Source organism: Exiguobacterium sp. TDN 0502 (assembly GCF_050846835.1).
Classification (GTDB): Bacteria; Bacillota; Bacilli; order Exiguobacteriales; family Exiguobacteriaceae; genus Exiguobacterium_A.
In genome coordinates this window covers 51,041-76,510 of record NZ_JBOZGJ010000006.1, presented here as the reverse complement: position 1 = coordinate 76,510, position 25,470 = coordinate 51,041, and the positions used below count along the sequence as shown (strand labels likewise).

Here is a 25,470-nt window from a genome sequence, read left to right as displayed (position 1 = left end):
GAACATTGATGATATTATATTAAAATTCATTCGGAATCAAGTCGAAAAGAAAATAAATTTTTTAATGGAATCCAGAAAGAGAATATCAGGAAATGATGTAAGCGGATTCAAGGTTATGATACGATTGATTACAAGAAAAAGGATGGGAGCGCCTTTTATGAAAAGTATCCGGACGCGTTTGATTGGTCTTGTCGTCCTGGCGATTTTAATTCCAACAGCCCTCGCGACATCGATTTCCTATCTATATGTGCGGCACCAAAACATCGAACAGGCAGAGCGCTCTAGCTTGAGCGTGCTAAACCGGGGAAATACACAGGTGACCCATTACATAGAGGATATTCGTCGTCTCTCGACTAGTCTGTATGCGAATCGTTCCTTGATGAACATCATGCGAGTCGGGCCGGATAAAGAACTAGGAGAGTCAGATGGCGTCATCTCGCGAGCGATGTTAGGTCTTTTTTTATCGCGTCAGGATATTGAACAATTACATTTCGTCATTTTAAAGGGGTACTCCGAGTACTCGGTCTATAACATGAAAACAACCAGTCGCGGTACGTTTGATTGGATGCAGGAAACGGATTATTTTCGTTTGATGAAACAAAAGAATGGATGGTTGATTGATGCTGCGCATCCAGTACAGCCGTATAATGTCCACACGATGATTCTCGATGAAAAAGAAGTCGTCAGCTTTCGTTACCGCATCGATCGTGTCGAGACAGACGAACCACTCGGCTTCCTGTCTGTTGATATTCCGGTACATGTTTTTGAACAGCAATTGAAACTGTTCGAAAATGACCCGGAGGAATCGCTGTGGTTGATGTCACAAGGAAATTTGCTCGCCCGTACAGGAACGGATATGGCACTACCTGACGATCAATTCACGGGTCAAAGCGGTAGTCTAAGGGTCGGAAAATCGTTCATCGTCTATTCGAAGACGATGACGAATGGTGTTCCGTTAACGCTCGTCAAACGGATTCCCTACGCATCAGTCATTCAAGGAGCAAACGAGACAGCCTTGATTCTTGTCTTGATTGGCTTTGTTTCATTGATCGTCATGATCATTGCAGCAAGTCTTGTTGCTCTTCAAATCACTAAGCCGATCAAGCAATTGACGGCACATGTCTGGCGTGTCGAGCAGGGTGATTTGTCGGCGCCCTTCGTTGCGACGACGAATGATGAAATCGGTCTACTCAATCGTCAGTTCCAGCGAATGATTCAACGGATCGATCGTTTGATTAAACGAGAGTATCGACTGGCGCTCGAGAATCGGACGAATGAGTTACGTGCACTACAGTCGCAGCTGAATCCACATTTTTTATTCAACGCTTTGCAATCGATTGGTACGACGACGTTACAAGGGGATCGGAAGGTAGCTTACCGCTCCATTACGGGATTGTCGCAAATGATGCGTTATTCGATGAACAATGAACAGACCATCGTAACGCTGAAACAGGAGGTCGATCATCTACAAGCGTATATCCGGCTGCAACAGCAGCGTTTTCCGGAGAAGTTCCGTTACATCGTCGATGTGCCTTGGCACCTAAACGAGATTGAAGTTCCGAAAATGATTTTACAGCCCTTTGCCGAAAACTACTTTAAGCATGCGTTTCGTCAACAATTGGCAGCGACAGAAAACTATCTGGCATATAAGGTGCGGTTGGACGGTGGGCGACTGATCATCCACATCGAAAATAGCGGCGCGGTTCTTGAAGAAGGGCGTCTAGCAGCTATCGATCAAAAGATGCGGATGCACCGTATGCCGGACGATCTCGAAACAAGCGGGATTGGTCTGCATAATATTTATGAACGCCTGTTGATCTTTTACGGAGAGGAAGCAAGCATGACACTCTCTTCTATAACGGAGGGAGGATTCAAAGTCGTAATCCGGATTCCATATGAGAAGGGGGAGTTAGCATGAATGTCTTGATCGTAGACGATGAACAGCACGTACGCGAAGCAGTAAAGCTGCTTGGCGACTGGGACAGCTGGAACATTGTAAGCATTCACGAGGCCGAGCATGGGGAAGAGGCGAAACGCTGGCTTGAGACGGGGACGATCGATTTAATGCTGACAGATGTCGAAATGCCGGGGCTAGACGGACTAACATTACTGGAATGGACAAAAAATCATCATCCAAAGGTCGTCACGATCGTGCTGACAGGGTATGATGATTATACGTATATGCGGCGAGCCATTTTGCATCAATCCTTTGATTACCTATTGAAGCCGATTGATCCGGATGTCTTGAACGATGCCCTGTCGCGTGCGATGGAGTGTATCTGTCCAGTCACGGATTCCGGGGAAGCGATTGATCAAATCGCGAAATACATCGAGACGCACTATGCGGAAGAATTGACACTGCAATTCATGAGCGAACGGTTTTACTTGAGCCGGGAATATATATCACGACGTTTCAAACAGCGTTTTTCTGTCAATTTGTCCGATTATATTCAAACGATCCGCTTGAATCGAGCGAAGGAATTGTTGAGTGAGACAGAGGCACGGATCTATGAAATTGCACTTGAAGTCGGATATCAAGATGATAAATATTTTCGGAAAGTATTTAAAAAGCAATTCGGGATGACGCCGAATGAATTCCGTGAATTGTTGTCAATTTAAACGAATATCGAGGAGGAATCGTACATGAGTGTACACATTAACGCAGCTGAAGGACAAATCGCCGAAACGGTCTTACTTCCAGGAGATCCGTTACGTGCTAAATACATTGCCGAGACGTTTCTTGAGGATGTCGTCCTCTACAATGAAGTCCGTGGAATGTACGGCTTTACAGGTACTTACAAAGGGAAAAAGATTTCCGTTCAAGGAACAGGAATGGGCGTACCATCGATGTCGATTTATGCAAATGAACTCGTTCAATCCTACGGTGCAAAGAATCTGATCCGTGTCGGAACAGCAGGCGGTATTACACCGGATGTTAAAGTCCGTGACGTCGTCATCGCAATGAGTGCTTCGCATGACATGGCTCAAAACCGTGTTCGTTTTAATGGACTAGACTACGCACCGACTGCATCATTCGATCTGTTGCACAAAGCCTATGCAGCAGCTAAAGAGCAAGGCATTGATGCGAAGGTCGGTCAAATCTTCACGACGGATCAATTCTACCAAGATGACTTCCACCACTTCAAAAAATGGGCGGATTTCGGATGCCTCGCGATCGAGATGGAAGCAGCAGGACTGTACACGCTCGCTGCGAAACATAAAGTGAATGCCTTGACGATCTTGACGATTTCAGATCACCTGTTGACAGGCGAAGAAACGACATCGGAAGAGCGCCAAACGACATTCAACGACATGATGAAAGTCGCACTCGAAACAGCAATTCAACTATAAGAAACAAGACGGGGAGCCTTCTCCGTCTTTTCTCTTATCGAAAAAGAGATGTGCTAAGATGAAAGCAGTAGAATAGACCAATCAAAGGGGAGTTTTTTCGATGGAAACAACGATTACCGAAACGGTTCTTGCAGAATGCCTTCAGACACAACGTCATTTCTTCCGAACGGGTGCAACCCGTAGTCTGGCTTTTCGTTTAAGTATGCTGACATTTTTACGTCAAGCGATTGAAACGCATGAAACAGCCATCTATGAGGCATTGAAACAGGATTTGAATAAAGGGCAACACGATGCATTTACGACGGAGATCGGTTTCGTCTATGGTGAGATTCAACGCATGGAGAGACAATTACGTCGACTCGCGCGTCCAAAACGTGTCGCGACCCCGCTCTTGCATATCGGGTCGAAAAGTGACATTCACTATGAGCCGTATGGGAATGTTCTCGTCATCGCACCGTGGAACTATCCTTTCCAACTCGCACTTGCTCCGGTTATTGGTGCGATTGCTGCTGGGAATACAGTCGTGTTAAAACCTTCTGAATTGACTCCGAACGTCTCACGCGTATTACGTGACGTATTCGAAACCGCTTTTCACGAACGCTTCGGCATCGTCATTGAAGGAGACGCTGAAGTGAGTAGTGCCTTATTAAACGAACGCTTTGACTATATCTTCTTTACGGGCTCCACACGTGTCGGAAAAATTGTCCATCAGGCAGCGGCGAAGCATCTGACACCGGTCACATTAGAGCTGGGCGGGAAATCACCGACGATCGTGCATAAGGATGCGGATTTACGTTTGGCGGCAAAACGGATCGCATGGGGAAAATGGTTGAATGCCGGGCAAACCTGTATTGCCCCGGATTACGTACTGATTCACGAAGATGCCAAAGAACGCTTCCTGCAACTGATTGAAGAAGAAGCCTTCAAACAGTATGGAAACGGTGTTGGGGTATCTTCATATGTCAAAATCGTCTCGGACGACCATTTGGATCGTTTAAGCAGTTATTTGACGCAAGGAACGATTGAATTTGGAGGACAAGTAGACCCGGAAACCCGCAAGATGGCACCTACTGTCATGACGGATGTAGCGGTGGATGCTCCATTGATGCAAGAGGAAATTTTCGGACCGATTTTACCGGTGCTGACATATCGAGAAATCGAAGAGGTCATTACATTCGTCAATGATCGTGAGAAGCCGCTGGCGCTGTATCTGTTCACAGAGAATAAAGCCGTCGAACATCGTATCCTTGAACGAATTTCGTTTGGTGGTGGATGTGTCAACGATACACTGATGCACGTCGCGCAACATCACTTACCGTTTGGTGGAGTCGGAGCGAGCGGAATGGGTGGCTATCACGGGAAATACAGCTTTGAAACGTTCAGCCATCGCAAAGGAATCGTCAAGAACACGACGGCTTTTGATTTACCGTTCCGCTACATGCGCACAAATACCAATTCCAAATGGATGCGCTTTTTGTTATGATGAGCTGTGATTAATTGACTTAAGAAGGAGCTCTTCTCTTGAAAGATCAAGTAAAACAGTGGATCAAGCGAACAGGATTGATTGAACGTGTTCTAAAAACCGTCATGAAGGTCTTAACACGGCTGCCACAAAAACGAAAACGAGTCCTTTTCGAGAGTTTTCTCGGAAAACAATATAGTGATAGTCCGCGTGCCATTTATGAATTGATGCGGACGATGCATCCGGAATGCGAACTGATTTTCAGCAAGCAACGGAATGTGACGTTCCCCCCTCATGTAAAGACGGTGGACCGTCTATCGTTTCGATGGATCTATTTACTTGCGACATCACGCGTCTGGGTATCGAACAGCCGCTTACCCGGCTGGCTCATCAAACCGGAAAACACATATTATCTCCAAACTTGGCATGGCACACCGCTCAAAAAACTAGCGCTTGATATGGACGATGTCCAAATGGCGAATACGACGACAGAGCGGTATAAGCAAGGATTCAAGCAGGAAACCGCAAAATGGTCAGGCTTGATTTCGCCTAACGCGTATTCCAGTGCAATTTTTAAACGGGCCTTCGCTTTTAATGGAGATATGCTAGAAATTGGTTATCCTCGAAATGATATATTCTATCAAACGGCACGTCATGATAGAATCAAAGAAGATGTTTACCGTCACTATGACATCGCACCTACTAAAAAAGTCTTGCTCTATGCACCGACGTGGCGCGATAATGCTTTCGAAGGTCAAGGGAAATATTCATTTGAGCTGCCTTTTTCGCTGGATCAGTTTGAAGAGCGATTTGGGGATGAATACGTTCTGCTTGTCCGGATGCATTACTTAGTCGGGAGTCGACTGGATGTCTCGGCGTATCGATCCGTTCGAAACGCATCGGACTACCCGGACATCGCGGAACTGTATATTGCATCGACTGCTTTGATCACGGATTATTCGTCCGTCATGTTCGACTTCGCACACCTATCGCGTCCGATTTTGTTCTATGCGTACGATTTAGAACACTACCGGGATCAATTACGCGGCTTTTATTTCGACTTCGAACAAGAGGCACCGGGTCCTCTACTGTCTAGTGAAGGTGCGTTATTTGACGAACTAGAGCGTTTGGATAGCTCAAGCGGACGTTACGCGTCAGCATTCCGGTCGTTTCGCGAGACGTATTGCGAGTGGGATGACGGTCAGGCTTCCGAGCGGGCGATGGATATGATCGTCAAACGAATTTATGGATAAAAGGGAGAACAGAAACATGAAGAAGGTTATTACGTATGGTACGTTTGATTTGTTGCACTGGGGTCACATTAATATTTTAAAACGGGCAAAAGAGATGGGCGATTATTTAATCGTCGCGATTTCGACTGATGAATTCAACCGTTTAAAACATAAACAGTCCTACCATAATTTTGAAAATCGAAAGTTGATTCTTGAAGCAATCCGGTATGTCGATGAAGTCATTCCGGAAAACAGTTGGGATCAAAAAGTAGAAGACGTTCAGAAGCATGACGTAGATCTCTTTGTGATGGGGGATGACTGGAAAGGGGAGTTCGACTTCCTGAAGGATCATTGTGAAGTCGTGTACCTCAGTCGGACAGAAGGTATCTCAACGAGCCAGATTAAAACGGAATTAGCTTCGAAGTGAGTGAAAAAAGACCACACGGCAAACGTGCGGTCTTTCTTCGTGGAAGGGCAGGATGGAAAGTGATTAGAGAAGGAATCGTGTGGACGTACCTTTTATTATTTCGTATATGTTATGGCGTCTTTCGATGGCTACCGCTTCGATCGGTCACGTTGTTTTGGGTGACTTACGGTGATAACGTCAAACCTGTCAATGATCAATTGGCGCGATGCTTACCGGCCGAAAAGCGGTATCTGGTCTATGATCATGCTTTCATGAAGCATCCGGGAACATGGAAACCGCATCGGATGCTTCGTTTCCGCCGTTTACGCTTCATTCGGCTTGCTTATCTGCTAGCGACGTCTCGAACAGTCTTCGTCGACAATTATGTCGCGGAATTCAGCGTGGCGAAAACACGGCAAGGAACACGACGTATCCAGCTTTGGCACGCGGCGGGAACGCTTAAACAGTTTGGGTTGACTTCGACCAAAAGTCTTTTTGTATCAGAACGGACACGGGATCGTTTTCGTCGAGTCTATCAAGAGTACGGTGATTTCATCGTTCCGGGCATGCGATGTGCGACGCAGTTCATGGCACCGCATGATTTGAAACGGTCTCATTTCAAACCACTCGGTATACCGCGAACGGACTATTGGTTTGATGTGGACCAACGGACACGACGCACGAATGAATTAAAAGACCGTTACGTACAGGCTGACAGGCGTGTATTGTTATATGCTCCGACGTATCGTGAGTACAAGGGAGCGGAAAATCAGGCGATTCAGCAATTCGGACAGCTCGCCCGAAACGGATGGACGGTCCTCATCAAGTTGCATCCAACGATGCGAACACTGTCGACATACCGTTCGGAACACGTCCATCTTGTGGATGATACGTATTCCATCAATGACTATTTGCTGATCACGGATGTAGTGGTGACCGATTATTCATCGATTCCTTTTGAGAGCTGCCTTCTCGAGATTCCGACGTTCTTATATACACCGGATATCGATACGTATCGTCAGTTGCCTGGACTGATCGATCAGTATCCGAAACCGTTACCTGTCCGACAGACAGAACGGATGGAGCAATTGATGGAGTGGATCATGTCGGATACGGTATTAGATGAAAGTCGACAGAAGATGAAGGAATTTCAAGCCGACTGGTATGATCAAACACCGGGACGGGCAGTGGATCGTATCCTACGCTACTATTATGATCTCAATCGATGATGTAAATGCCTGACGCGATTAGAGTGTAATCATTCGAAAGTGTCAGGATTTTTATAAATTTTATATGTGAAAAGTTGAACAAAGTTTGACGATCTTTTGAAAATCAATTCTTTTGAACTGTGATGTTCTATACTGAAAGTAGAATGATACGAAAGGAGAAATGGATATGCTGACTTGCGGAACGACTGAAGCCAATACGTTCGTCTTATCGCCTGAGACCAGAACGGTACTGGAGAGCTTCATGACGGAAACGACGTTCAAAAAGGATTCCATCGTGTGTTGGGAAGGGGAAATGAATGATAAGTTGTTTTATGTGAAACAAGGAGGCGTCAAACTATCGAAGTTGACGAAAAAAGGCAGTCCATTACTCATGTTCTTATATTTCAAAGGCGATTTATTCGGGGAATTCGATGTCGGAGAGGCATTCCCGAGTTCCTATAGCATCGAGACGATGGAAGACAGCGTCATCGGCTTCTTATCAAAAGCACAGTTAGAGGAGCTCATGAAAAAGGACGGTACTTTTGCACTTGAAATCATGCGGTGGCAAGCCTTAATGCGGAAACAGACGGAGACCAAATTGCGTGACTTGCTATTGTTCGGAAAACCGGGTGCGTTAGCTTCGACATTACTTCGTCTCGTCGCGATGGAAGGGGAACAAACGGGAGAAAGTTATCGTCTTGCAAAACGTCCATCCGACGGGGAGTTCGGTCAATTGATCGGGGCACCGCGTGAAACCGTCAACCGCATGTTCTCCCAGTGGAAAAAAGACGGTGTTATTTCGATGACGGCAAAAGAAATCATCATTCACGATATCCAATACTTGCGAGATCTCTGTCATTGTGAAGGATGCCCAGCAGGTGTTTGTCGAATTTAATAGATGGTATACGAACAATCCAAACGTGAAGCAGAATTTTTCTGTCTCAGGTTTGGATTTTTTTGCGTATGAGTAGCCGTTTCTTCACTTGTTCAGATGTGAACTTTCTGTGTGTTTTTAGAAAGAAAAGTGCGTATTCTTCACATTTAAAGTGATATATATCACAGTTTCCAAACTTGCTGAATTCTTACAATAAAGACAAGTTCAAAGCAGGAGAGGAGTGATCACCATGGGCCAAAAATCAGAATCGAACCTTAGAGGAACATTCGTTGCCGTCCTGATTGTAGCGGGTGTCATCATTGGGATGTGGAGCTCAATCTTTCTATTATTCTTATCACGGTAAGGAGGAGTCACGATGCATATTCATCGTCTAGAAAAAATCTGGCTGATCTTCGGGGCAGCGATGCTTGGGGTCTTTTTAACCATCATCGGCGTATCCGCTTTTGCTTCTGGGAATCAACCGCCATCCGATGCAACATTGATTGATCCGACGAAAGTCGATCAAACGAAACCGTTCGACAAACCAGGACTGAAAAAAATCGATGACGACCGCTATGAAGCGATCATCGTTTCACAGGCCTTCCAGTTCACACCGAAGGACATGGTGATTCCAAAAGGGGCGACGGTTGACTTCCTCGTCACGTCGAAGGATGTCGTCCATGGGTTTGAGATCGTCAAAACGAACGTCAACATGATGGTCGTTCCGGGACATATCAATTCGATCGAGTACACATTCAAGGAAGCAGGAGAGTACCTGGTCGTTTGTAATGAGTATTGCGGAACAGGTCATCACATGATGTCTACAAAAATCAAGGTGGTGGAATAAGATGAATGCCATTTCAAAAAAATTAAGACAGTTCGAGATGGAGCGTGGTCTGCCTGCTACCGTCATCGGTATCAAGGAAGCGAAGCTCGCTTTCGCACATGTCAGTTTTTCACTCGTTGCCTTATTGATTGGTGGTTTATGTGGACTACTACAAACGATGGTTCGTACAGGTGTCATTCCAGAAATTGCTGGAGTTGGCTACTATGAGCTTCTCACTGCACACGGATTGATGCTTGCAATCGTCTTTACGACATTATTTATCTTTGGATTACTGTTCTCATTTTTAGGACAATCATTCGGGCGTTTCGAAGACTTTCCTCGGCGTCTCGGGTGGGTCGGATTCTGGTTCATGATCCTTGGTGTCGTCCTCGTCACGTGGATGGTACTTGCAGGGGAAGCTTCCGTCCTCTATACATTCTATGCACCACTCAAGGCACATCCGGTCTTTTATATCGGACTTGTCATCTTCGTCGTCGGAACGTGGATCGCTTCGGGTGCTATGTTCCGGATGTATGCCGATTACAAGCGGGAGCATCCGGGGGTCCATCCGCCGCTGCAAGCATATATGAGTATCATGACTGCCCTGTTATGGGTCGTTGCGACACTTGGAGTGGCTGCGACGATTCTCTTCCAATTGCTGCCGTTATCTCTCGGCTGGACGGATAAGGTCGGGATCGAACTATCACGGACGCTATTTTGGTACTTTGGTCATCCGCTCGTTTATTTTTGGTTGTTACCGGCATATATCGTCTGGTACACGGTCATTCCGAAAATCGTCGGCGGGAAGATTTTTTCTGACGCGTTAGCACGGATGTCTTTCTTACTGTTCTTACTCTTTTCGTTTCCAGTTGGTTTTCACCATCAGTTGCTTGAGCCGGGTATTTCAGCATTTTGGAAATATGTCCAAGTCGTACTAACGTTTCTCGTCATCATCCCATCCTTGATGACAGCCTTCTCGATGTTTGCGACATTTGAGTTAGCAGGTCGCCGGAAGGGTGCAACGGGAGTATTTGGTTGGGTGAAGAAGATGCCATACCGGGACGTCCGTTTTCTTGCACCGTTCATCGGAATGTTGTTCTTCATTCCGGCAGGTGCCGGCGGCGTCATCAACGCATCGCATCAACTGAATATCATCGTCCATAATACGTTATGGGTCACTGGACACTTTCATATCACGGTCGGTGCGGCTGTGGCACTGACGTTTTTCGGTACTGCCTACTGGCTTGTCCCGCTCTTACGTGGTCGGACATTAACAGCGGCAATGAATCGTCTCGGATTGATTCAAACGGCTGCTTGGACGATCGGAATGCTCTTCATGTCGACGGCGATGCATATTTCAGGACTACTTGGTAATCCACGACGGACCGGTCCCGCTGCTTACTTCAAAGATTCAATCGTTGCCGGCTGGATTCCGTATCATGTCGCAATGGCGATTGGTGGAACGATTTTATTCATCTCGATTCTGTTGTTCTTGTATGCGATGTTCCAACTCGCTTTCCGAACTCCAAAAGGAACGGAAGAATTTCCGATTGCTGAAACAGAAGAAGAAGCGATGGCAACCCCGCTTTTCTTTGAGAACTGGAAGTTATGGATCTTCGTAACGTTTGCGTTAATTGCGTTTGCGTATACCGTGCCGATTTGGCATATGATCGAAAATGCTCCTCCAGGCGCGCCGGGATGGAAGTTGTGGTGATCTATATATAAATGAAGCACCCCGCTTATTCTCTAGAAAGAGGATGAGCGGGGTGCTTGTTCGTGGGCATACAGAATAAGTAATGAAGTCCAAAATCTTATTTGACGAGATTATGCTTGAAGGCATAGACGACGGCTTGTGTCCGGTCGACGACATCCAGTTTCGATAGAATATTCGAAACGTGTGTCTTGACGGTTTTCAGGGAGATGAACAATTCGTCTGCGATTTCCTGATTCGCCATACCGCGAGCCATCAGCTGCAGGACTTCTTGCTCACGTTCCGTTAGATCGTCATGTAAATGGGTCGTAGGACGACGAAGGCGTTCCATCATTTTACCGGTCACTTGTGCTGCCATGACGGATTGACCGTTTGCTGTCTTTCGGATTGCTTCGGCGATATCAAAAGCACTGGCGGTTTTCAAGACGTAACTCATCGCACCCGCTTCAATGACCGGGTAGACCTTTTCGTCATCGAGAAAACTCGTGACGACGAGGATTTTAGCCTCTGGCCAATCTTTACGGATTAGTCGTGTTCCTTCGACACCGTCTACCGGCTCCATGACTAAATCCATCAAGATGACATCCGGTCGGTGTTCAAGCGCAAGCGCGGCTCCCGCTTGACCATCCGAGGCTTCGGCGACGACTTCGATGTCCGGTTGCGTAGAGAGAAATGCGGATACACCGGCGCGGACCATCTCATGATCATCTACTAATAATACGCGTATCATACTTGCACCATCCGATCTTTTCTAAGTTTAACTTCGATTTGAGTTCCTTGTCCCGGAACACTGACGAGACGGATCGTTCCGCCCATTTCAGCCGTCCGTTCCCGCATTGAATTAATCCCATAAGAGGCGAGTTTCTTTTCATCAACGACGAACCCGACACCATCATCATTCATGCTCAAAATGACCGTCTCATTGAATTCCCGGAGTTCGATATCCATATGAGAGGCTTTTGCGTGGCGTAATGCGTTCGTTAATCCTTCTTGAACGATCCGGAACAGTTCGTTTTCAATTTGACGGGGAAGGGACATCTCTTCTAGTTTCCAACTCAATTGGGTAGATTGTTTTCTAGATAATTCTTCGAGTAATTGGGAGAGTCCTTGTTGCAACGTCATCCCTTCGAGTTCGACGGGGCGCAGTTGAAGCAACAGGGAACGCATTTCGGACTGTGCCGTTTGTGCCATCGTCTCGACCATCTCGATTTGTTTGGCAGCAGCTTCCGGCTGTGAGAGGATTGTTTGCTTCGCTGCAGTCGTCATCATGGAGATGGCATAAAGTTGTTGCGACACGGAGTCGTGTAAATCACGTGCGAGTCGCTTACGTTCTTCCGTGACGGCTTGAACCCTCACTTGTTCGACATGTTGCGGACGCGTGCTGATCTTTTGAACGGTTTCGACTTGTTCATCGATGCGTTTGCCGATCCGCGACAGACGAGTCAGTGTATGGAAATAAGGACCTGGAACAATCGTAACATCCTTACCTTGCTCGAGTTCGATGATGGCGGTCGTAATCCGTTTGAAGTCACGGCGCAAGAAAAAGTAATGCATGCTTCCGATCGCAAGTGGTAACAATAAGGATAGTCCGATGACGAGCAAGAGGACAGGGAAGTCCTGTTGACGGACGAAGAGGACGTGCCAATCGACTTGACGTGTACTTAAGAAAAGCAACGTGGTCATGACGGCTGTCAAAAAACCCGTCATGACCTGCAGAGCGATGACACCAAGCGGGAATTGATCACGCTTCATATCGAAGACACCTCCACGTTGCCAATCCCGAGCATGACGTGAATCCGAACCTTACGCGTCGCTTCACCGTATTCCGGTGCCCGGAATTGAATCCGTCGATTGAAGAAGGTTGGGATACGGCGGATGTCCGTCTTGACACTTCCGAAGCCGATCGATGTATCGAGCGTGTAGTCGTATCCAGACGGCAACAGGATTCGGACGTCTCCGACGACACCGCTGACGACGATTAGCGTCTCACCTTCCGGCACATAGGCATGTGTTAAATCGATTTCTAAATCCTTGACGATGAACTGCTCGCTTAAATCGCGCAAGACATAAGGCGCATCGGATTGAGTCGAGAAAGAATAGGCGGGCTGAATTTTAATTCCCTCTTCTTCATATTGATGTGGTGTGATCCGCGAGAATAAAAATTCACGGACGGAATGCCGTGTCACGAGAATGATTCCGAGATAGAGCAAAATCCCGGCAATGACAAAACCGATCGCAGCCGAACTGAGAACTACTCCGGCGAGAATGATCGTACCGACGATATAGAAGAGGATCGCTAGTTTTTCGTGATTGCGACGCCGAAAGTGAATCCCGACGTAATAGAGCAGAAATGGAAATAGAACACCGAATAATACATTTCCTGCACCGGATAAGAGGTCATAAAACAGACCGAGAGCGAACAGGATCGATACGTAACCGACCAGTTGTTTTGTACTTAATCGTCGCACGATCAATCTCCTTTCTAAACATGACAAAGGGAGGCATACGCCTCCTTCGTCATTGATTGCTTATTGGCGGATACGGCGCTCGAGCTCTGCGATGCGCGCATCGATGTCATCCTCGTCAACGTCAGATGACTTTGCTTCAGGTTCTTCCGCCGTGAACGGGTGTGCTTCTTCTTTTATAGTAGCATTTGGTTCACGATCTAGCACCTGGTTCATCTTGTTTTTTAAGTTCGAGACGTTTTCCCGCATCATCCACTCATACCGTTTGTTCTGGAGATCTTCTAACTTCAACTTCAACTCGAGGGCTTCGCGTTCCAACTCGTTCAGCTCGCGTTTCGTCTCAGCGACGAGTTCTTCGAAGAATCGGTATTGCTCTCCGTAATGTTTTGATTCAATCGCTGCCCGTTCAGCCAGTTGCTGTTCGCCGGCTTCGTTTGCGATTTCGACTTGTTTGAAGCGCTTGTCGGCTAAATCCTTCGCTTCCTCCTGCTTTTGAGTCAGTTCCAGCAATAATGTCCGTTGACGCTCAAGCAGTCGATCGATCTCTTTTAAATCAGCTTCTGTAGATCGAATATGACGAACGAGCTTTTTAGCCGGTACTTCGCCCTGTTCCGCTGCCTTTTTGACTTCCGTCATCATCTGTGTCGCAAAATCATTGAGTTGGTCAAATACGTTTTTCATGAAAAGTTCCTCCTTGGAAGTGGTAAATAGTATGGGTATTATCTTTAAATTTAGAATCGTTTTTCGTCTAAGTCTTTCCAGTCAGCTTCAAAATGTGTTGTTGATGTACGGCGACGGTTAAAGAGATCCTCGACATTGACACGCTGTAGCTTCATGCGCATGTAACCGACGTATAATGCAATCGCTGCGGCGATTCCGATGACTGCCCAGATGTTTGAGAGGGCAAGCCCGATTCCGATGGCTGCTAGGAATCCGAAGCCGAGTTTCGCTGGCCATTTGTTCGATTGCATGAATTTACTGATCGAATAGAACGCAAGTAATGCGCCCAAACCAAGTCCGATCATATGCGGTAATGTTCCGATGACGACGGCAAGTAATGCGAGTCCGGCGAGAATCATCACCAGTTGTTTTCCTTTCGATTGCTTCATGAGGAAGCCTCCCTTGTGTTGATACCTTTATGATACGGGAGTCCCTCCAGTCACACGACGCTCTTTGGACCGTATTTGCTCTCGGACTTAAGGCGGAGAGAAGGTCTGACTTTGAAGAGAGCGCTATCAGGACCATTACACCCTATGCTATTCTATAGAAGAATCGAATCGAGAGGAGTGATGTTGATGAGTGCAACATTCAACGTAAACCAAGTAACATGTGTCGGAAACCAGGGAGGGGTTTCCCTCCCTTAAATCAGAGGAGGAAACCATTTGAACGAATGGGGTACACCACCTGTCTACGAAACGACAGGAACAGAACGATTAGGACGGATTACAGCCGTCTATCAAACACATTATCGCGTCATGACGGAAACAGGAGAATCGCTGAGTGAACTGTCTGGTAAATTGCGTTTTCAATCGGGAACGAAAGCTGAATTGCCGGCGGTTGGAGACTGGATCATCCAAACAGAGCGAGAGCCGGGGAAGGGACGGATCGAGCGTGTCTTGCCACGATCTTCTCAATTTTCCCGAAAAGCGGCAGGAACAGAGACCGAGGAACAAATCATCTGCGCGAATGTCGACGTCGCCCTGCTCGTCATGGCTTTTGGACATGACTTCAACGTCCGTCGACTGGAACGTTATTTAACGGTTGCTTGGGATGCAGGGGTGACACCAATCATCGTCCTGACGAAAAAAAGTTTGATGCCGTCGATTGAAACGGAACTGCAGGCTGTCGAGGCGATTGCGTTCGGAACACCAATCCTTGCCGTTGATTCTTTGACGGGTGACGGATTAGAGGTGTTGCGTGAACAGTTACAAATTAAGCAGACAATCGTGTTGGTCGGATCGTCCGGCGTCGGGAAGTCGACGCTCGTCAATGCTTTAGCTGGAGAACAGTTAATGGAGACGGGTGGCGTACGAGAAGACGATGAACGTGGACGTCACACGACAACGCATCGCGAACTGAAACGACTATCGAACGGTCTATTGCTTGTTGATACACCGGGAATGCGAGAATTGGCCTTATGGGACGGAAGTGACGGCTTATCGTCGACGTTTTCCGATATTGAGGAGCTTGCTGAAAACTGTCGTTTCCGGGACTGTGAGCATGGCAAGGAACCGGGATGTGCCGTTCGGACAGCTTTAGAAGATGGCACACTAACTGCTGAGCGCTGGAACAGCTTCGTCAAGCTAAAACGAGAAATCGCCTATGCAGAACGCAAGCAAAACGTAGCGTTGCAGGCGGCGGAGAAAGAAAAGTGGAAAAAAATCCACAAGCAGGCCCAAGCGCATACGAAAGTGAAGTATCAAAAGCGATAATACGATTGACATAGGAAAAGCATCTGCAACGGAAAAAGGAGTCTCTTTTTCTATGCAGATGCTTTTTTCTCGTTATTCTTTTGAAAGTGATTCATTTGTTTCTGTATGGAACGGCACGTTACCCGTCAACGCATCAAGACGATGTAAGTCGGATTGAATCGCTTCAGGGTCACTTCGACGCGCGTTTCGTACCGTGGCCGTTCCGACCGGATGATCGTTGAATCCAGTCGTTAAATCAAACGTTCGATTCGACAGCCGATCGGTAAAATAACGATCGTGAGAGACGAAGAGGAGCTCACCAGGGAAAACATCGATGGCGGCTTCGATTTGTTCACGAGTCGCAAGGTCCAAATAGTTCGTTGGCTCATCGAGAATAAGCAAGTGAGCACCAGAAAAATACAGACGTAAGAAAGCGATCCGACATTTCTCACCCATACTGGCGTCGGAAATCGACCGGTACACATCATCGCGACGGAATAAAAAACAGGCGAGCAACGTCCGGGCGTCCGTTTCACTCATCGTGCCGTACTCAAGTAATGCCTCTAACAACGTACCGGATGTCGGTAAGTGGGAAAGGGCTTGTGAAAAATAGCCGGTCTTCAATCGAGGATGACGGATGACTGTCCCTTGATCGGGAACATACTCGCCTTCGACTAGACGCAGTAACGTCGTTTTCCCGCTTCCATTCGGTCCGATGACAGCGACCCGGTCACCGCGTTCAACCGTAAATGAGATATCCTTTAGAATCGGTTTCGTCTCATGGCTAAACGAAACGTGTTCGAACGAGACGAGTCGCTTCGCATGAATCGTTTCATGTTCGAATGCGACGTGAACAGTCGGTGCAACTTGTGGTTTTTGTACACGATCCTCGAGTAGACGCTCGAGTTGTTGTTCCTTTGCTTTGACTTTTGTCGCATGTTTAGCGGCCTTCTTTTTCGCATACGGATCGCGTTCACTCGCTTGAGCCGAAGCTTTTTGATGCCATTGCCGGTATCCTTGAATCATACGTGTCAACTCTTTACGGGTGCGTTCCTGTTTTTCGTACGCGCGTTGTTGCGACAGAGCTTGATGTTGTTTTTGTTCTTTATAGGACTGATAGTTTCCGCTGTATCGCGTTGCCCCTGATTCAGATAATTCAATGACGGCATCAGCTGTTGCGTCGATAAAGAATCGTTCGTGTGAGACGTAGAGAATCGAGACCCGTGACGTATTGACCCATTCTGTGAGCCACTCGAGCGTCTCGTGATCCAAATGATTCGTCGGTTCATCGAGAATGATGAAATCAGGTCGTGACAGAAGCAGGCAGGCAAGTTGGAGGCGCGTCTGTTCACCACCGCTTAAACTCGATGCTTCGTGTCTCCAGAGCGTTTCATCTAATTTCACTTCCCTTAAGACGCGTGTCGCATCTGCTTCAAGCGAGAAGGCATCCTGATCAAGTGCTTGTTGATAGGCAATCAGGTCACCGTTCATGGCAGCAGCGCGAAGGCGATAACGGACGGCATCGGCTCGTTCGACGATATCAAGAACGGTGTGATCGCCCGCCACGAAGTGTTGTGACAGTAGACCGAGTTTTTTGTAATGACGCTTGATCGAACCGTCAGTCGGCTGAAGTTGGTCAGCGATCAAGTGTAACAGTGTCGTTTTTCCGATACCGTTCGGACCGATCAAGGCGACATGTTCACCGGTATGAATATGAAAAGAAACGTCCGAGAAAAGACGTCGTTCGTCGTAGTCCATCGATAGGTGTTGGATCGTAAGTGTTTCAGTAGGCATAAAAGCAGCTCCTTTAGTGTTCATTTCCGATAAGATGAAATGAAAAACACACCATCCGAAGCGAGCGGATGATGTGCCGGAGTGTAACCCAAAGAAGGTGATGGCCAGAGGTTGGTCACACCGAAAAAGAGCAGACTCGTAGCGTCAGACATCCGCAACTGCATTGCGAAAGAGATGATTTCATTCATCAAGCGACGTGTACGAGTGATTGCTTCATTTCGGTGTTGTACCTCCTGTTCATAGTCTATGACGTCATTGTAACAAAATGGAAACGTTAACACAAGTACGATTCAAGTAAGGTTTGCGCAGCGTCCGTTTCTTCTGGTGAAGGGGGAAGGACATCAGTTAACGGATAGGCAAGACCAAGGTTTTCCCACTTGTAGACTCCGAGTTGATGATACGGAAGTACTTCGACACGCTCGACGTTTCCGAGTGTCCGGATGAACTCGCCAGTTTGACGCAGGTAATGTTCTGACATCGTAATGCCTGGTACAAGGACATGGCGAATCCAGACGGGAATGTTTCGTTCGGCTAGGCGTTTTGCGAAGGCGAGTGTATTGGCGTTACTCCGTCCAGTCAAGACGCGACAAGCGGCATCGTCGATATGTTTGATATCGAGCAGTACCAGATCCGTCGCATCGAGAATCGCGTCGATGTTTTTCGGGACGACGGATCCCGCGGTATCGATGACCGTATGCAGTCCATGCCGTTTTGCTTCTGTTAAAGCAGCCTCCAGGAACTCTGGCTGCGCGAGCGGTTCACCTCCAGAGAAGGTGATTCCGCCACCCGTTGCCTCGAAAAAGGAGCGATAGCTGATCGCTTCTTTTACGACTTCGTCTGCAGAGACACGCCGTCCACAACCGAACTCCCATGTATCGACGTTATGACAGTATTGACACCGTAGTGGACATCCTTGCGTAAAGACGATGAATCGAATGCCAGGACCATCGACTGTTCCACATGATTCAACGGAATGGATCATACCATAGGTCATCTTGCTCACTTCCTTTCACATACTACACATCATTTTAAAGAGAACCGTGGAACGTGCGATTGATGACATCGATCTGTTGTTCACGTGTCAGTTTAATGAAGTTGACGGCATAACCGGATACTCGGATCGTTAACTGTGGATACTGTTCCGGATGTTCCATGGCATCAAGTAACGTCTCACGGTCAAAGACGTTAACGTTCAGGTGATGTCCTTTTGAAGTCGTACCGCCCATGTATCCGTCAAGTAAACCGACCGTATTGCGAATACGTGTGGCTTCATCCTTACCAAGTGCTTTTGGAACAATCGAGAACGTGTACGAAATACCATCGAGTGCATGTTCGTACGGCAGTTTTCCGACAGACGTCAGAGCGGCGACAGCACCACGAGTATCGCGTCCATGCATCGGGTTAGCCCCCGGAGCGAACGGTTCACCGGCACGGCGTCCATCCGGCGTATTCCCTGTCTTTTTACCGTAAACGACGTTTGAAGTGATCGTCAGGACAGACTGTGTCGGGAGCGCATTGCGATACGTTGGGTGTTTACGGATTTTCTCCATGAACAGTGTCACGAGATCAACCGCCATCTGGTCGACCCGTTCATCGTTATTCCCGAACTTCGGAAACTCGCCTTCGATCTTGAAATCAACTGCAATCCCATCCGCATCCCGGATTGGACGGACTGTCGCGTAACGGATGGCGGATAGACTATCAGCAACGACTGATAAACCAGCGATACCGCATGCCATCGTCCGTAAGATTTCCGGATCGTGTAAGGCCATCTCAATCCGTTCGTAACTGTATTTATCATGCATAAAGTGGATGACATTCAGTGTGTTGACGTACAGTTCTGCGAGCCAATCGAGTTGACGATCATAAGCTGCCATGACGGTCTCGTAATCGAGTATGTCATCGAGCATCAATGGACTTGCGGGGGCGACTTGGATTTTGAGCTTCTCGTCCATTCCGCCATTGATCGTATAGAGTAATGCTTTTGCCAGGTTTGCCCGTGCACCGAAGAACTGCATCTGTTTCCCGATCTTCATCGCGGAGACACAACAAGCGATACCGTAATCATCCCCGTAGACCGGCAACATCAAATCATCGTTTTCATATTGAATCGAGCTTGAAACGATCGACATCTTCGCGCAAAATTCCTTGAATCCGCGTGGAAGCTGAGTAGACCAGAGAACGGTTAGATTCGGTTCCGGTGCCGGACCGAGTGTCGAGAGCGTGTGTAAGAAGCGGAATGAACTTTTCGTGACGTTTGATCGCCCATCTTCACTCATTCCACCGATTGATTCCGTTACCCACGTCGGGTCACCTGAGAACAAATCATTATAGTCCGGTGTCCGTAAGAATTTGACGATCCGAAGCTTCATGACGAAATGATCGACGAGTTCTTGTGCTGTCTCTTCCGTCAAGCGACCGGTCGCAAAATCACGTTCGACATAAATATCGAGGAACGTCGAGACGCGGCCGAGTGACATGGCTGCCCCGTTTTGTTCCTTGATGGCAGCGAGATAAGCAAGGTAGACCCACTGGAATGCTTCCTGGGCGGTTTCCGCCGGACGGGACAGGTCAAAACCGTAGCGTGTTCCGAGTTCCGTCAGTTCCGTCAGTGCACGCAATTGTTCGTTCATTTCTTCGCGGTCACGGATCATTGATTCGGATAAGAATCCGCCACGCGCCTTTAAGTCACGCTTCCGATCCTCAATCAAACGTGCTGTGCCGTACAACGCAACGCGACGATAGTCACCGATGATCCGACCGCGTCCGTAGGCGTCTGGTAAACCTGTGATGATACCGGCTTTACGCGCTGCGCGCATTTCCGGAGTATAGGCATCAAAAACGCCTTGGTTATGTGTTTTCCGGTACTCGCTGAAGGTTTTCGTGACCGTCTCATCTGCTTCAAAACCATATGCAGCTAAGGCATCATTCACCATCCGAATTCCGCCGTTCGGATGAATGGAACGCTTGAACGGTTCATCCGTCTGTAAACCGACGATTTTTTCAAGTGAGCGATTCAGATACCCTGCACCATGCGAGAGGATCGTTGAAGGTGTATTGGCATCAACGGCGTAAACTCCACCACGTTGTCGTTCCTCATTCGTCAGCTGTAGAATTTGTTGCCAAAGCTGTTCTGTTGCCTGCGTCGGACCAACTAAAAAGTGATCATCTCCTGTATATTCCGTGCGATTGAGTCGGATGAAATCCGCGACATCGATCGCTTTTACCCATTCACCGGGCGTAAAGCTTGTCCAGGCACTTGTTTTTTCTAATAACATGGATACCACTCCTTTAATATTGAGCTAATCATCAGTTCCTTATGTGAATAGTGTAACAAAAGGAGGGGTGCATTCCCTTTACGTTCATGTGAATGTTTTAACAAGTGAACAAACGTTGATATGACGAGCTTTCTTTATTTCTGTATTCATATGAGAATTGTTCAAAAAAACAGTTTGGTGTTGCTAATTCAAGGTTTTTTAGAAACTGTATGAGTTGATTTGAAAAAGATTGACTAGAACAGTCGAAACTGTGAGGAATGTCACGCGACGGTATCTTGTGTTTTTAGGACGTATCGTTGACAATGAAAAAGGGAATATAGAACGTGGAGGTGTGCCAAATGGAGTATGTGTCATTAACACAACAAGGAGACTATCAGTCGGGAGACTGGGTCTCGCTAAAAATCGGATCGGACGGTTCGACACGAACCGGCATGATCACGGAATTCGAAAGTGACGGATTTTGGATTCGGTTTGAAGATGACTTTGATTATGAAGACTTTATCGGCTATGATGAATCGTATTGGATTGCGCTTGTTCGCCGTCCGATTGACGTAAAAGCGACGTATGCAAGTCTTGCCGAGTATCCGGCACTCGCTGCTGAGTTACAGGATCGTGTCATCCAAGGATTCGAGATTCTAGAAGAAGAAGCTGGTGAAGCAGAAATCCGGTTCCACATTCGATTGCTCGATGCAGGAAATGAATATACACAGACGTTACGGGGTTACCGTGATGCATCAGGAGATCATGTCGAATACGTAACGGCATGATGGAATTAAGAGAGTAGGAGAAATCGTTATGAATTTTACAAAACCATTTTTACAGGAAGCATGGGAACGGGCTCGCTTCAAGGACTTGATGCCTGTTCAAGAACAAGCGATTCCGTTGTTGCGCGAAGGAAAAGATGTCCTGGCTGAAGCGCCGACAGGAACAGGAAAGACGCTCGCCTATGTCATTCCGGCTTTAGAAAAGATTGAAGTAGAAGAACCGCATGTGCAAGTCGTCATCACGGCGCCAACACGGGAACTCGTCATGCAAATTCACCAAGTCATTCAATTGTTTGCGCAAGGAAGCGGCATCAAATCAGGCGCATTCATCGGTGGGGTTGAATTAAAGCGACAGTATGAGCGGTTGAAGAAAAAACCACAAATCATCGTCGGAACACCGGGACGCCTTGTCGAGTTGATCGATTCGAAGAAGCTGAAGATGCACAAGGTGAAATTGATCGTCTTAGATGAAGCGGATCAAATCTATGAAAGTGGGATGAGTGAATCGGCAACACGAATCGCAAACAGTGCACTACGCGATCGCCAACTCGCTTTCGTATCGGCAACATTACCGGAGCGGACGGCAGAATGGGGACGGACGCTTGCGAACGAGCCGGAAACGGTCCGTGTCGAGCGAGTCGTCAACAATCAGGTGACATTCGGATACCTAGAGACATCACGTCGTCAAAAACCTGAATTACTCCGTCGTCTCGCGAACATGCAAGGATCAAAAGTACTGACATTCATCAACAATCGTTCCTTCCTCGGACCGTTGAATGGTGAATTGAGTAAATTTTCTCTGAAGTACCGGATTCTAGATGCTGAAAAAGGCAAACGGGAGCGGATGGAGACATTGCGTTCTTATAAAAAAGGGGAGTTCCCTTTACTCGTCACGACAGGTCTTGCGGCACGTGGACTTGATATCGAAGCGGTCACGCACGTCGTTCATTACGATTTGCCGGAGTCGCTTGACGACTTTGTTCACCGTTCAGGACGGACAGGGCGCGGGAACGCAAACGGGATGGTACTTGCTCTTGTCACGGATCAGGATTTAAAGCACTTAAAAACACTTGCGAAGCAAATGGGTGTCGAGATGGAACCAATGGAAATCTACCGTGGGGAAGTGATTCCAAAGCGTGAATTCACAGCTCCTCAGACGATTAAACGACCGGCTACTCCTCACCGGAAAGGGCGATCGAAATGAAGAACGATCGAAAAGTAATTCCATTTCCAACGACGGTTTCGGAAGCGGAAATGAATGCAGCCTTGAAAAAGATGTACCAAGAGGCAGCGACAGCACGCAGTACGGATTGGGTCGCTTTCATTGAAGAGATTGCGACGGAAGGACGTTGGTATTTAAAAGATGCTGAGTTGTTCCGGGATCTCTTTGTCGATTGGGCGATCTTCTATGAAACGGATGATCAAGGGAAAACGCCGCACGGTCGTTTTCTTGAGCAAGTAAAAGAAGAGTTATCGCCTAGTCTCTATCGTGCCTTACGTGGATTAGCGGATCCGATGCCTTCACTGTTTCAAGTTGAGGCAGATGGCGTCGTTGATTTCATGTCGAAACAGACGTATCAGACCGATTTGACTGAGATTGAAGTCGAACCGGGTGATCTGTTAATTGGAAAACTGCTCTATATTTCGGGGAAGTGGCGCTTTGCGATTGCCTACATGAAGGTAGCGCGCGCTCTAGTCCCAGAAGTCTTAGCGTTGTTGACGGATTTCGTCGATGAAGTCGGAGAAGATGCGTTACTTCGTCAGTATCCTGAATTCTGTGCTGAGTTGATTGATTTACTGCTTGATATCGAAGAAGGCAACATTGCACCGAGACCAGAAGAATGACCAAAAGCCTGGAACACGCCACTACGAGGTAGTGATTGTTCCAGGCTTTTGTTTATACATCAGAGCGATATAAGGCGACATCGTTCTTATCGCGATGTTTAATTCGATACATCGCCAAGTCAGCTTGCTTCAAACACGTCTCCAGGTCGGATTGATCACGTGCTGTCACGCCGATACTTGCTGAAACCAGGAGCGATTGTCCTTTATATACATAAGGGCGTCTGAGGTGTTGTAAAAAAGACTTACATATTCGACGTAAAGACAGTTCATCGTCTGCTGCCAACAAAATGGCGAACTCGTCTCCGCCAAGGCGATAAACAGATCCGGGAGCATTTGAATATTCCTCTAGTCGTTTGGCAACTTCAATCAATACATAATCTCCCGCTTCATGTCCATACATATCATTGACCTGTTTAAAGCCGTCTAGATCAATGAGGGCGAGGTAATTCATTTCATGCAGGCGATTGGTGAAGTCGCGTTCTAACGATCGCCGGTTTCCGATGCTGGTCAAGGCATCATGATAGGCATGGTATTCGATTCGTTGTTGACGCGCCTTTCTTTCCGTGACGTCATGTAAAATCGTAAACCGTCCCATGGAATGGGAAGCGATGTGAATCGGGATATCGATGATTTCATATTGTCGTTGTTGTTCATCTTCATATTCTCGGGCATCTGTTTCTAGTGTTCGTAACATGTGTCGCATCGTTCGCGGAATGTGTTCAATGGTCATGTCTGGTAAATGAAACAGGCGTTGGGCTGCTAAGTTCGCGTACAGGGCCGTTCCGGATTGATCGAGGCGAAACATCGGATCGGGATGACCGAGAAAAAGTGGAATGACCTGTTGTTCACTTTCTTGAATTTGTTGTTTGCGATGCTCGATGCGTGAGGCAAGTTGAGCATTTCGGGCGTGCAATTGTTGGACAATCAGACCGTGCTGTCGCGCAATCAAAATTTGTCGAATAATCAATAAGAACAGGATAATGAAGATATCTAATTTTCCTCCCTCTTGTTCGACCATATAGTGGATGAATAAAGGAACAGCCAATAGAGGAAGCCAAGACCGAGGGATGACAGTTGTCCGAGCGGTTCCTTCCTCAATGTGATCGATGTGCCACAAAATCGCTGCACTTTGCGCAAGGCGGATCAGTATCGGGAGGAAGGTGAGATGACTCATCGAGAAGTCAGGAAAGTAAACGCTCGAAATCTCATAAATGCCTCGAATGAAAATCGACAGGAATAATAACAAGAGTGCCATTCGTGATACCCAGTGCATTTCCTGAATGAAGACGAAATAAAAGAAAACAAATAATCCAAGTGATGTATTCGTGATGACGATGATGGCGAACGGAACGGTCTGTAATCCGGGGTTCGTTAATTCATTTAAGACATGAAAAGCGACAAGGCCGATGAAGACGACGATGATGGTTGCATCGACTAAGGCAAGCACATGTTGACCAAGCGTCCGTTTCGTAATGATCCGGTAAAAGATAGCATACAGAAATACATAGTGTGATAACGAAAACAAAATAAGACTGGAAACGGTCGGAATAGGTATATCCGGTTGGAGAAAACGAAGTGTCTCGAAGATGGAACCGATACAGGAGAGCACCAGTGAGCCGAGCGCGATTAACCAAAACTTACGTCTGGGGACGACCAGTGACTTCTCCTTACGATAAGCAGTCAGGATGAAGTGGGCGATCAGCCCAAGCGAAATATATTGAAGGATTTGCTCGACGATTCGACTGGAGACGGAAGGTGCCAGTACCGCTAGGATCATCAAAATAAAAGAGATGACGAGCATAGCGGGAAACCAACGAATGAAGAAATTTGATTTGGCCATGAA

Annotated in this window: 25 protein-coding genes; 15 read left to right on the top strand and 10 right to left on the bottom strand. The window is 47.3% G+C overall.

Going from position 1 to position 25,470, the window contains the following annotated elements; all coding sequences use genetic code 11:
• Positions 1-157 precede the first annotated feature (157 nt).
• The 11 genes from ACRPK8_RS08355 to ACRPK8_RS08305 all read left to right on the top strand — a co-directional run bounded on the left by ACRPK8_RS08355 (position 158) and on the right by ACRPK8_RS08305 (position 11,073).
• Complete coding sequence (locus ACRPK8_RS08355; RefSeq protein WP_432237806.1) at positions 158-1,918, top strand: histidine kinase; 1,761 nt, start codon at positions 158-160, stop codon at positions 1,916-1,918.
• A complete protein-coding gene (locus ACRPK8_RS08350) occupies positions 1,915-2,619 on the top strand; it encodes a response regulator (RefSeq protein ID WP_432237805.1) in 705 nt (234 codons plus the stop codon). Before ACRPK8_RS08355 ends, ACRPK8_RS08350 begins: the two co-directional genes overlap by 4 nt.
• 24 nt (positions 2,620-2,643) lie before the next feature.
• On the top strand, positions 2,644-3,351 hold the full coding sequence (gene deoD, locus ACRPK8_RS08345) for a purine-nucleoside phosphorylase (RefSeq protein WP_432237804.1): 708 nt from the start codon (positions 2,644-2,646) through the stop codon (positions 3,349-3,351).
• 100 nt (positions 3,352-3,451) lie between these two features.
• Positions 3,452-4,834, top strand: a complete 1,383-nt coding sequence (locus tag ACRPK8_RS08340) for an aldehyde dehydrogenase (protein ID WP_432237803.1) — start codon at positions 3,452-3,454, stop codon at positions 4,832-4,834.
• A 38-nt stretch (positions 4,835-4,872) separates the two neighbouring features.
• Positions 4,873-6,066, top strand: coding sequence for a CDP-glycerol glycerophosphotransferase family protein (locus ACRPK8_RS08335; RefSeq protein WP_432237802.1), 1,194 nt, complete (start codon positions 4,873-4,875; stop codon positions 6,064-6,066).
• A 16-nt stretch (positions 6,067-6,082) separates the two neighbouring features.
• The gene (gene tagD / locus ACRPK8_RS08330) at positions 6,083-6,472 is read left to right on the top strand and encodes a glycerol-3-phosphate cytidylyltransferase (protein WP_432237801.1); all 390 of its coding nucleotides are present in this window, start codon (positions 6,083-6,085) and stop codon (positions 6,470-6,472) included.
• A 77-nt stretch (positions 6,473-6,549) separates the two neighbouring features.
• A complete protein-coding gene (locus tag ACRPK8_RS08325; protein WP_432237800.1) occupies positions 6,550-7,680 on the top strand; it encodes a CDP-glycerol glycerophosphotransferase family protein in 1,131 nt (376 codons plus the stop codon).
• Positions 7,681-7,846: 166 nt separating this feature from the next.
• On the top strand, positions 7,847-8,554 hold the full coding sequence (locus tag ACRPK8_RS08320) for a Crp/Fnr family transcriptional regulator (protein ID WP_432237799.1): 708 nt from the start codon (positions 7,847-7,849) through the stop codon (positions 8,552-8,554).
• A gap of 229 nt (positions 8,555-8,783) precedes the next feature.
• Positions 8,784-8,897, top strand: coding sequence for a cytochrome c oxidase subunit 2A (locus tag ACRPK8_RS08315; protein WP_432237798.1), 114 nt, complete (start codon positions 8,784-8,786; stop codon positions 8,895-8,897).
• 12 nt (positions 8,898-8,909) lie between these two features.
• Complete coding sequence (locus ACRPK8_RS08310; RefSeq protein ID WP_432237797.1) at positions 8,910-9,380, top strand: cytochrome c oxidase subunit II; 471 nt, start codon at positions 8,910-8,912, stop codon at positions 9,378-9,380.
• 1 nt (position 9,381) lies between these two features.
• Entirely contained in the window at positions 9,382-11,073 is a 1,692-nt protein-coding gene (locus tag ACRPK8_RS08305; RefSeq protein ID WP_432237796.1) for a b(o/a)3-type cytochrome-c oxidase subunit 1, read from the top strand.
• 97 nt (positions 11,074-11,170) lie between these two features.
• Here ACRPK8_RS08305 and ACRPK8_RS08300 read toward each other — a convergent pair whose 3' ends face one another.
• From ACRPK8_RS08300 to ACRPK8_RS08280, 5 genes are read right to left on the bottom strand one after another with little or no spacing between them, the layout of a single operon-like run.
• Positions 11,171-11,800 carry a response regulator gene (locus ACRPK8_RS08300; RefSeq protein WP_432237795.1) on the bottom strand — a complete coding sequence of 210 codons (630 nt, stop codon included), beginning with the start codon at positions 11,798-11,800 and terminating at the stop codon, positions 11,171-11,173.
• Positions 11,797-12,822, bottom strand: coding sequence for a sensor histidine kinase (locus tag ACRPK8_RS08295; protein WP_432237794.1), 1,026 nt, complete (start codon positions 12,820-12,822; stop codon positions 11,797-11,799). Before ACRPK8_RS08295 ends, ACRPK8_RS08300 begins: the two co-directional genes overlap by 4 nt.
• Positions 12,819-13,538, bottom strand: a complete 720-nt coding sequence (liaF, locus tag ACRPK8_RS08290) for a cell wall-active antibiotics response protein LiaF (protein WP_432237793.1) — start codon at positions 13,536-13,538, stop codon at positions 12,819-12,821. Before liaF ends, ACRPK8_RS08295 begins: the two co-directional genes overlap by 4 nt.
• 60 nt (positions 13,539-13,598) lie before the next feature.
• Positions 13,599-14,216, bottom strand: a complete 618-nt coding sequence (locus ACRPK8_RS08285; RefSeq protein WP_432237792.1) for a PspA/IM30 family protein — start codon at positions 14,214-14,216, stop codon at positions 13,599-13,601.
• A gap of 50 nt (positions 14,217-14,266) precedes the next feature.
• Positions 14,267-14,644: a hypothetical protein gene (locus ACRPK8_RS08280; RefSeq protein ID WP_432237791.1), complete on the bottom strand. Its 378-nt coding sequence runs from the start codon at positions 14,642-14,644 to the stop codon at positions 14,267-14,269.
• Positions 14,645-14,917: 273 nt separating this feature from the next.
• Between ACRPK8_RS08280 and rsgA the strand changes: the two genes are divergently transcribed.
• On the top strand, positions 14,918-15,967 hold the full coding sequence (gene rsgA / locus ACRPK8_RS08275) for a ribosome small subunit-dependent GTPase A (RefSeq protein WP_432237790.1): 1,050 nt from the start codon (positions 14,918-14,920) through the stop codon (positions 15,965-15,967).
• Between the two features lie 72 nt (positions 15,968-16,039).
• On the opposite strand, the gene abc-f is transcribed toward rsgA, so the two are convergent.
• The 4 genes from abc-f to pflB form a co-directional block, all read right to left on the bottom strand.
• Positions 16,040-17,740, bottom strand: coding sequence for a ribosomal protection-like ABC-F family protein (abc-f, locus tag ACRPK8_RS08270; protein ID WP_432237789.1), 1,701 nt, complete (start codon positions 17,738-17,740; stop codon positions 16,040-16,042).
• Positions 17,741-17,760: 20 nt separating this feature from the next.
• Positions 17,761-17,928, bottom strand: a complete 168-nt coding sequence (locus ACRPK8_RS08265; protein ID WP_195865920.1) for a hypothetical protein — start codon at positions 17,926-17,928, stop codon at positions 17,761-17,763.
• Between the two features lie 86 nt (positions 17,929-18,014).
• A complete protein-coding gene (pflA, locus tag ACRPK8_RS08260; RefSeq protein ID WP_432237788.1) occupies positions 18,015-18,734 on the bottom strand; it encodes a pyruvate formate-lyase-activating protein in 720 nt (239 codons plus the stop codon).
• Between the two features lie 34 nt (positions 18,735-18,768).
• Positions 18,769-21,018, bottom strand: a complete 2,250-nt coding sequence (pflB, locus tag ACRPK8_RS08255; protein ID WP_432237787.1) for a formate C-acetyltransferase — start codon at positions 21,016-21,018, stop codon at positions 18,769-18,771.
• A 338-nt stretch (positions 21,019-21,356) separates the two neighbouring features.
• On the opposite strand from pflB, the gene ACRPK8_RS08250 reads away from it, so the two are divergent.
• Genes ACRPK8_RS08250 through ACRPK8_RS08240 form a run of 3 tightly spaced genes read left to right on the top strand, consistent with a single transcriptional unit; the run spans position 21,357 to position 23,627 of the window.
• Positions 21,357-21,785, top strand: coding sequence for a hypothetical protein (locus ACRPK8_RS08250; protein ID WP_432237786.1), 429 nt, complete (start codon positions 21,357-21,359; stop codon positions 21,783-21,785).
• Positions 21,786-21,813: 28 nt separating this feature from the next.
• Complete coding sequence (locus ACRPK8_RS08245; RefSeq protein WP_432237785.1) at positions 21,814-22,986, top strand: DEAD/DEAH box helicase; 1,173 nt, start codon at positions 21,814-21,816, stop codon at positions 22,984-22,986.
• Entirely contained in the window at positions 22,983-23,627 is a 645-nt protein-coding gene (locus ACRPK8_RS08240) for a hypothetical protein (protein WP_432237784.1), read from the top strand. The genes ACRPK8_RS08245 and ACRPK8_RS08240 overlap by 4 nt, the downstream gene beginning before the upstream one ends.
• 52 nt (positions 23,628-23,679) lie before the next feature.
• Here the strand turns inward: ACRPK8_RS08240 and ACRPK8_RS08235 are convergent, their stop codons facing one another.
• Complete coding sequence (locus ACRPK8_RS08235; RefSeq protein ID WP_432237783.1) at positions 23,680-25,467, bottom strand: diguanylate cyclase domain-containing protein; 1,788 nt, start codon at positions 25,465-25,467, stop codon at positions 23,680-23,682.
• Positions 25,468-25,470 lie beyond the last annotated feature (3 nt).

Bases quoted from the DNA above. Each gene is read 5' to 3' on its own strand.
- ACRPK8_RS08355 (WP_432237806.1), top strand. From the start codon at position 158: ATGAAAAGTATCCGGACGCGTTTGATTGGTCTTGTCGTCCTGGCGATT.
- ACRPK8_RS08350 (WP_432237805.1), top strand. From the start codon at position 1,915: ATGAATGTCTTGATCGTAGACGATGAACAGCACGTACGCGAAGCAGTA.
- deoD (WP_432237804.1), top strand. From the start codon at position 2,644: ATGAGTGTACACATTAACGCAGCTGAAGGACAAATCGCCGAAACGGTC.
- ACRPK8_RS08340 (WP_432237803.1), top strand. From the start codon at position 3,452: ATGGAAACAACGATTACCGAAACGGTTCTTGCAGAATGCCTTCAGACA.
- tagD (WP_432237801.1), top strand. From the start codon at position 6,083: ATGAAGAAGGTTATTACGTATGGTACGTTTGATTTGTTGCACTGGGGT.
- ACRPK8_RS08320 (WP_432237799.1), top strand. From the start codon at position 7,847: ATGCTGACTTGCGGAACGACTGAAGCCAATACGTTCGTCTTATCGCCT.
- ACRPK8_RS08315 (WP_432237798.1), top strand. From the start codon at position 8,784: ATGGGCCAAAAATCAGAATCGAACCTTAGAGGAACATTCGTTGCCGTC.
- ACRPK8_RS08310 (WP_432237797.1), top strand. From the start codon at position 8,910: ATGCATATTCATCGTCTAGAAAAAATCTGGCTGATCTTCGGGGCAGCG.
- ACRPK8_RS08305 (WP_432237796.1), top strand. From the start codon at position 9,382: ATGAATGCCATTTCAAAAAAATTAAGACAGTTCGAGATGGAGCGTGGT.
- ACRPK8_RS08300 (WP_432237795.1), bottom strand. From the start codon at position 11,800: ATGATACGCGTATTATTAGTAGATGATCATGAGATGGTCCGCGCCGGT.
- ACRPK8_RS08295 (WP_432237794.1), bottom strand. From the start codon at position 12,822: ATGAAGCGTGATCAATTCCCGCTTGGTGTCATCGCTCTGCAGGTCATG.
- ACRPK8_RS08285 (WP_432237792.1), bottom strand. From the start codon at position 14,216: ATGAAAAACGTATTTGACCAACTCAATGATTTTGCGACACAGATGATG.
- ACRPK8_RS08280 (WP_432237791.1), bottom strand. From the start codon at position 14,644: ATGAAGCAATCGAAAGGAAAACAACTGGTGATGATTCTCGCCGGACTC.
- abc-f (WP_432237789.1), bottom strand. From the start codon at position 17,740: ATGCCTACTGAAACACTTACGATCCAACACCTATCGATGGACTACGAC.
- ACRPK8_RS08265 (WP_195865920.1), bottom strand. From the start codon at position 17,928: ATGAATGAAATCATCTCTTTCGCAATGCAGTTGCGGATGTCTGACGCT.
- pflA (WP_432237788.1), bottom strand. From the start codon at position 18,734: ATGACCTATGGTATGATCCATTCCGTTGAATCATGTGGAACAGTCGAT.
- pflB (WP_432237787.1), bottom strand. From the start codon at position 21,018: ATGTTATTAGAAAAAACAAGTGCCTGGACAAGCTTTACGCCCGGTGAA.
- ACRPK8_RS08250 (WP_432237786.1), top strand. From the start codon at position 21,357: ATGGAGTATGTGTCATTAACACAACAAGGAGACTATCAGTCGGGAGAC.
- ACRPK8_RS08245 (WP_432237785.1), top strand. From the start codon at position 21,814: ATGAATTTTACAAAACCATTTTTACAGGAAGCATGGGAACGGGCTCGC.
- ACRPK8_RS08240 (WP_432237784.1), top strand. From the start codon at position 22,983: ATGAAGAACGATCGAAAAGTAATTCCATTTCCAACGACGGTTTCGGAA.
- ACRPK8_RS08235 (WP_432237783.1), bottom strand. From the start codon at position 25,467: ATGGCCAAATCAAATTTCTTCATTCGTTGGTTTCCCGCTATGCTCGTC.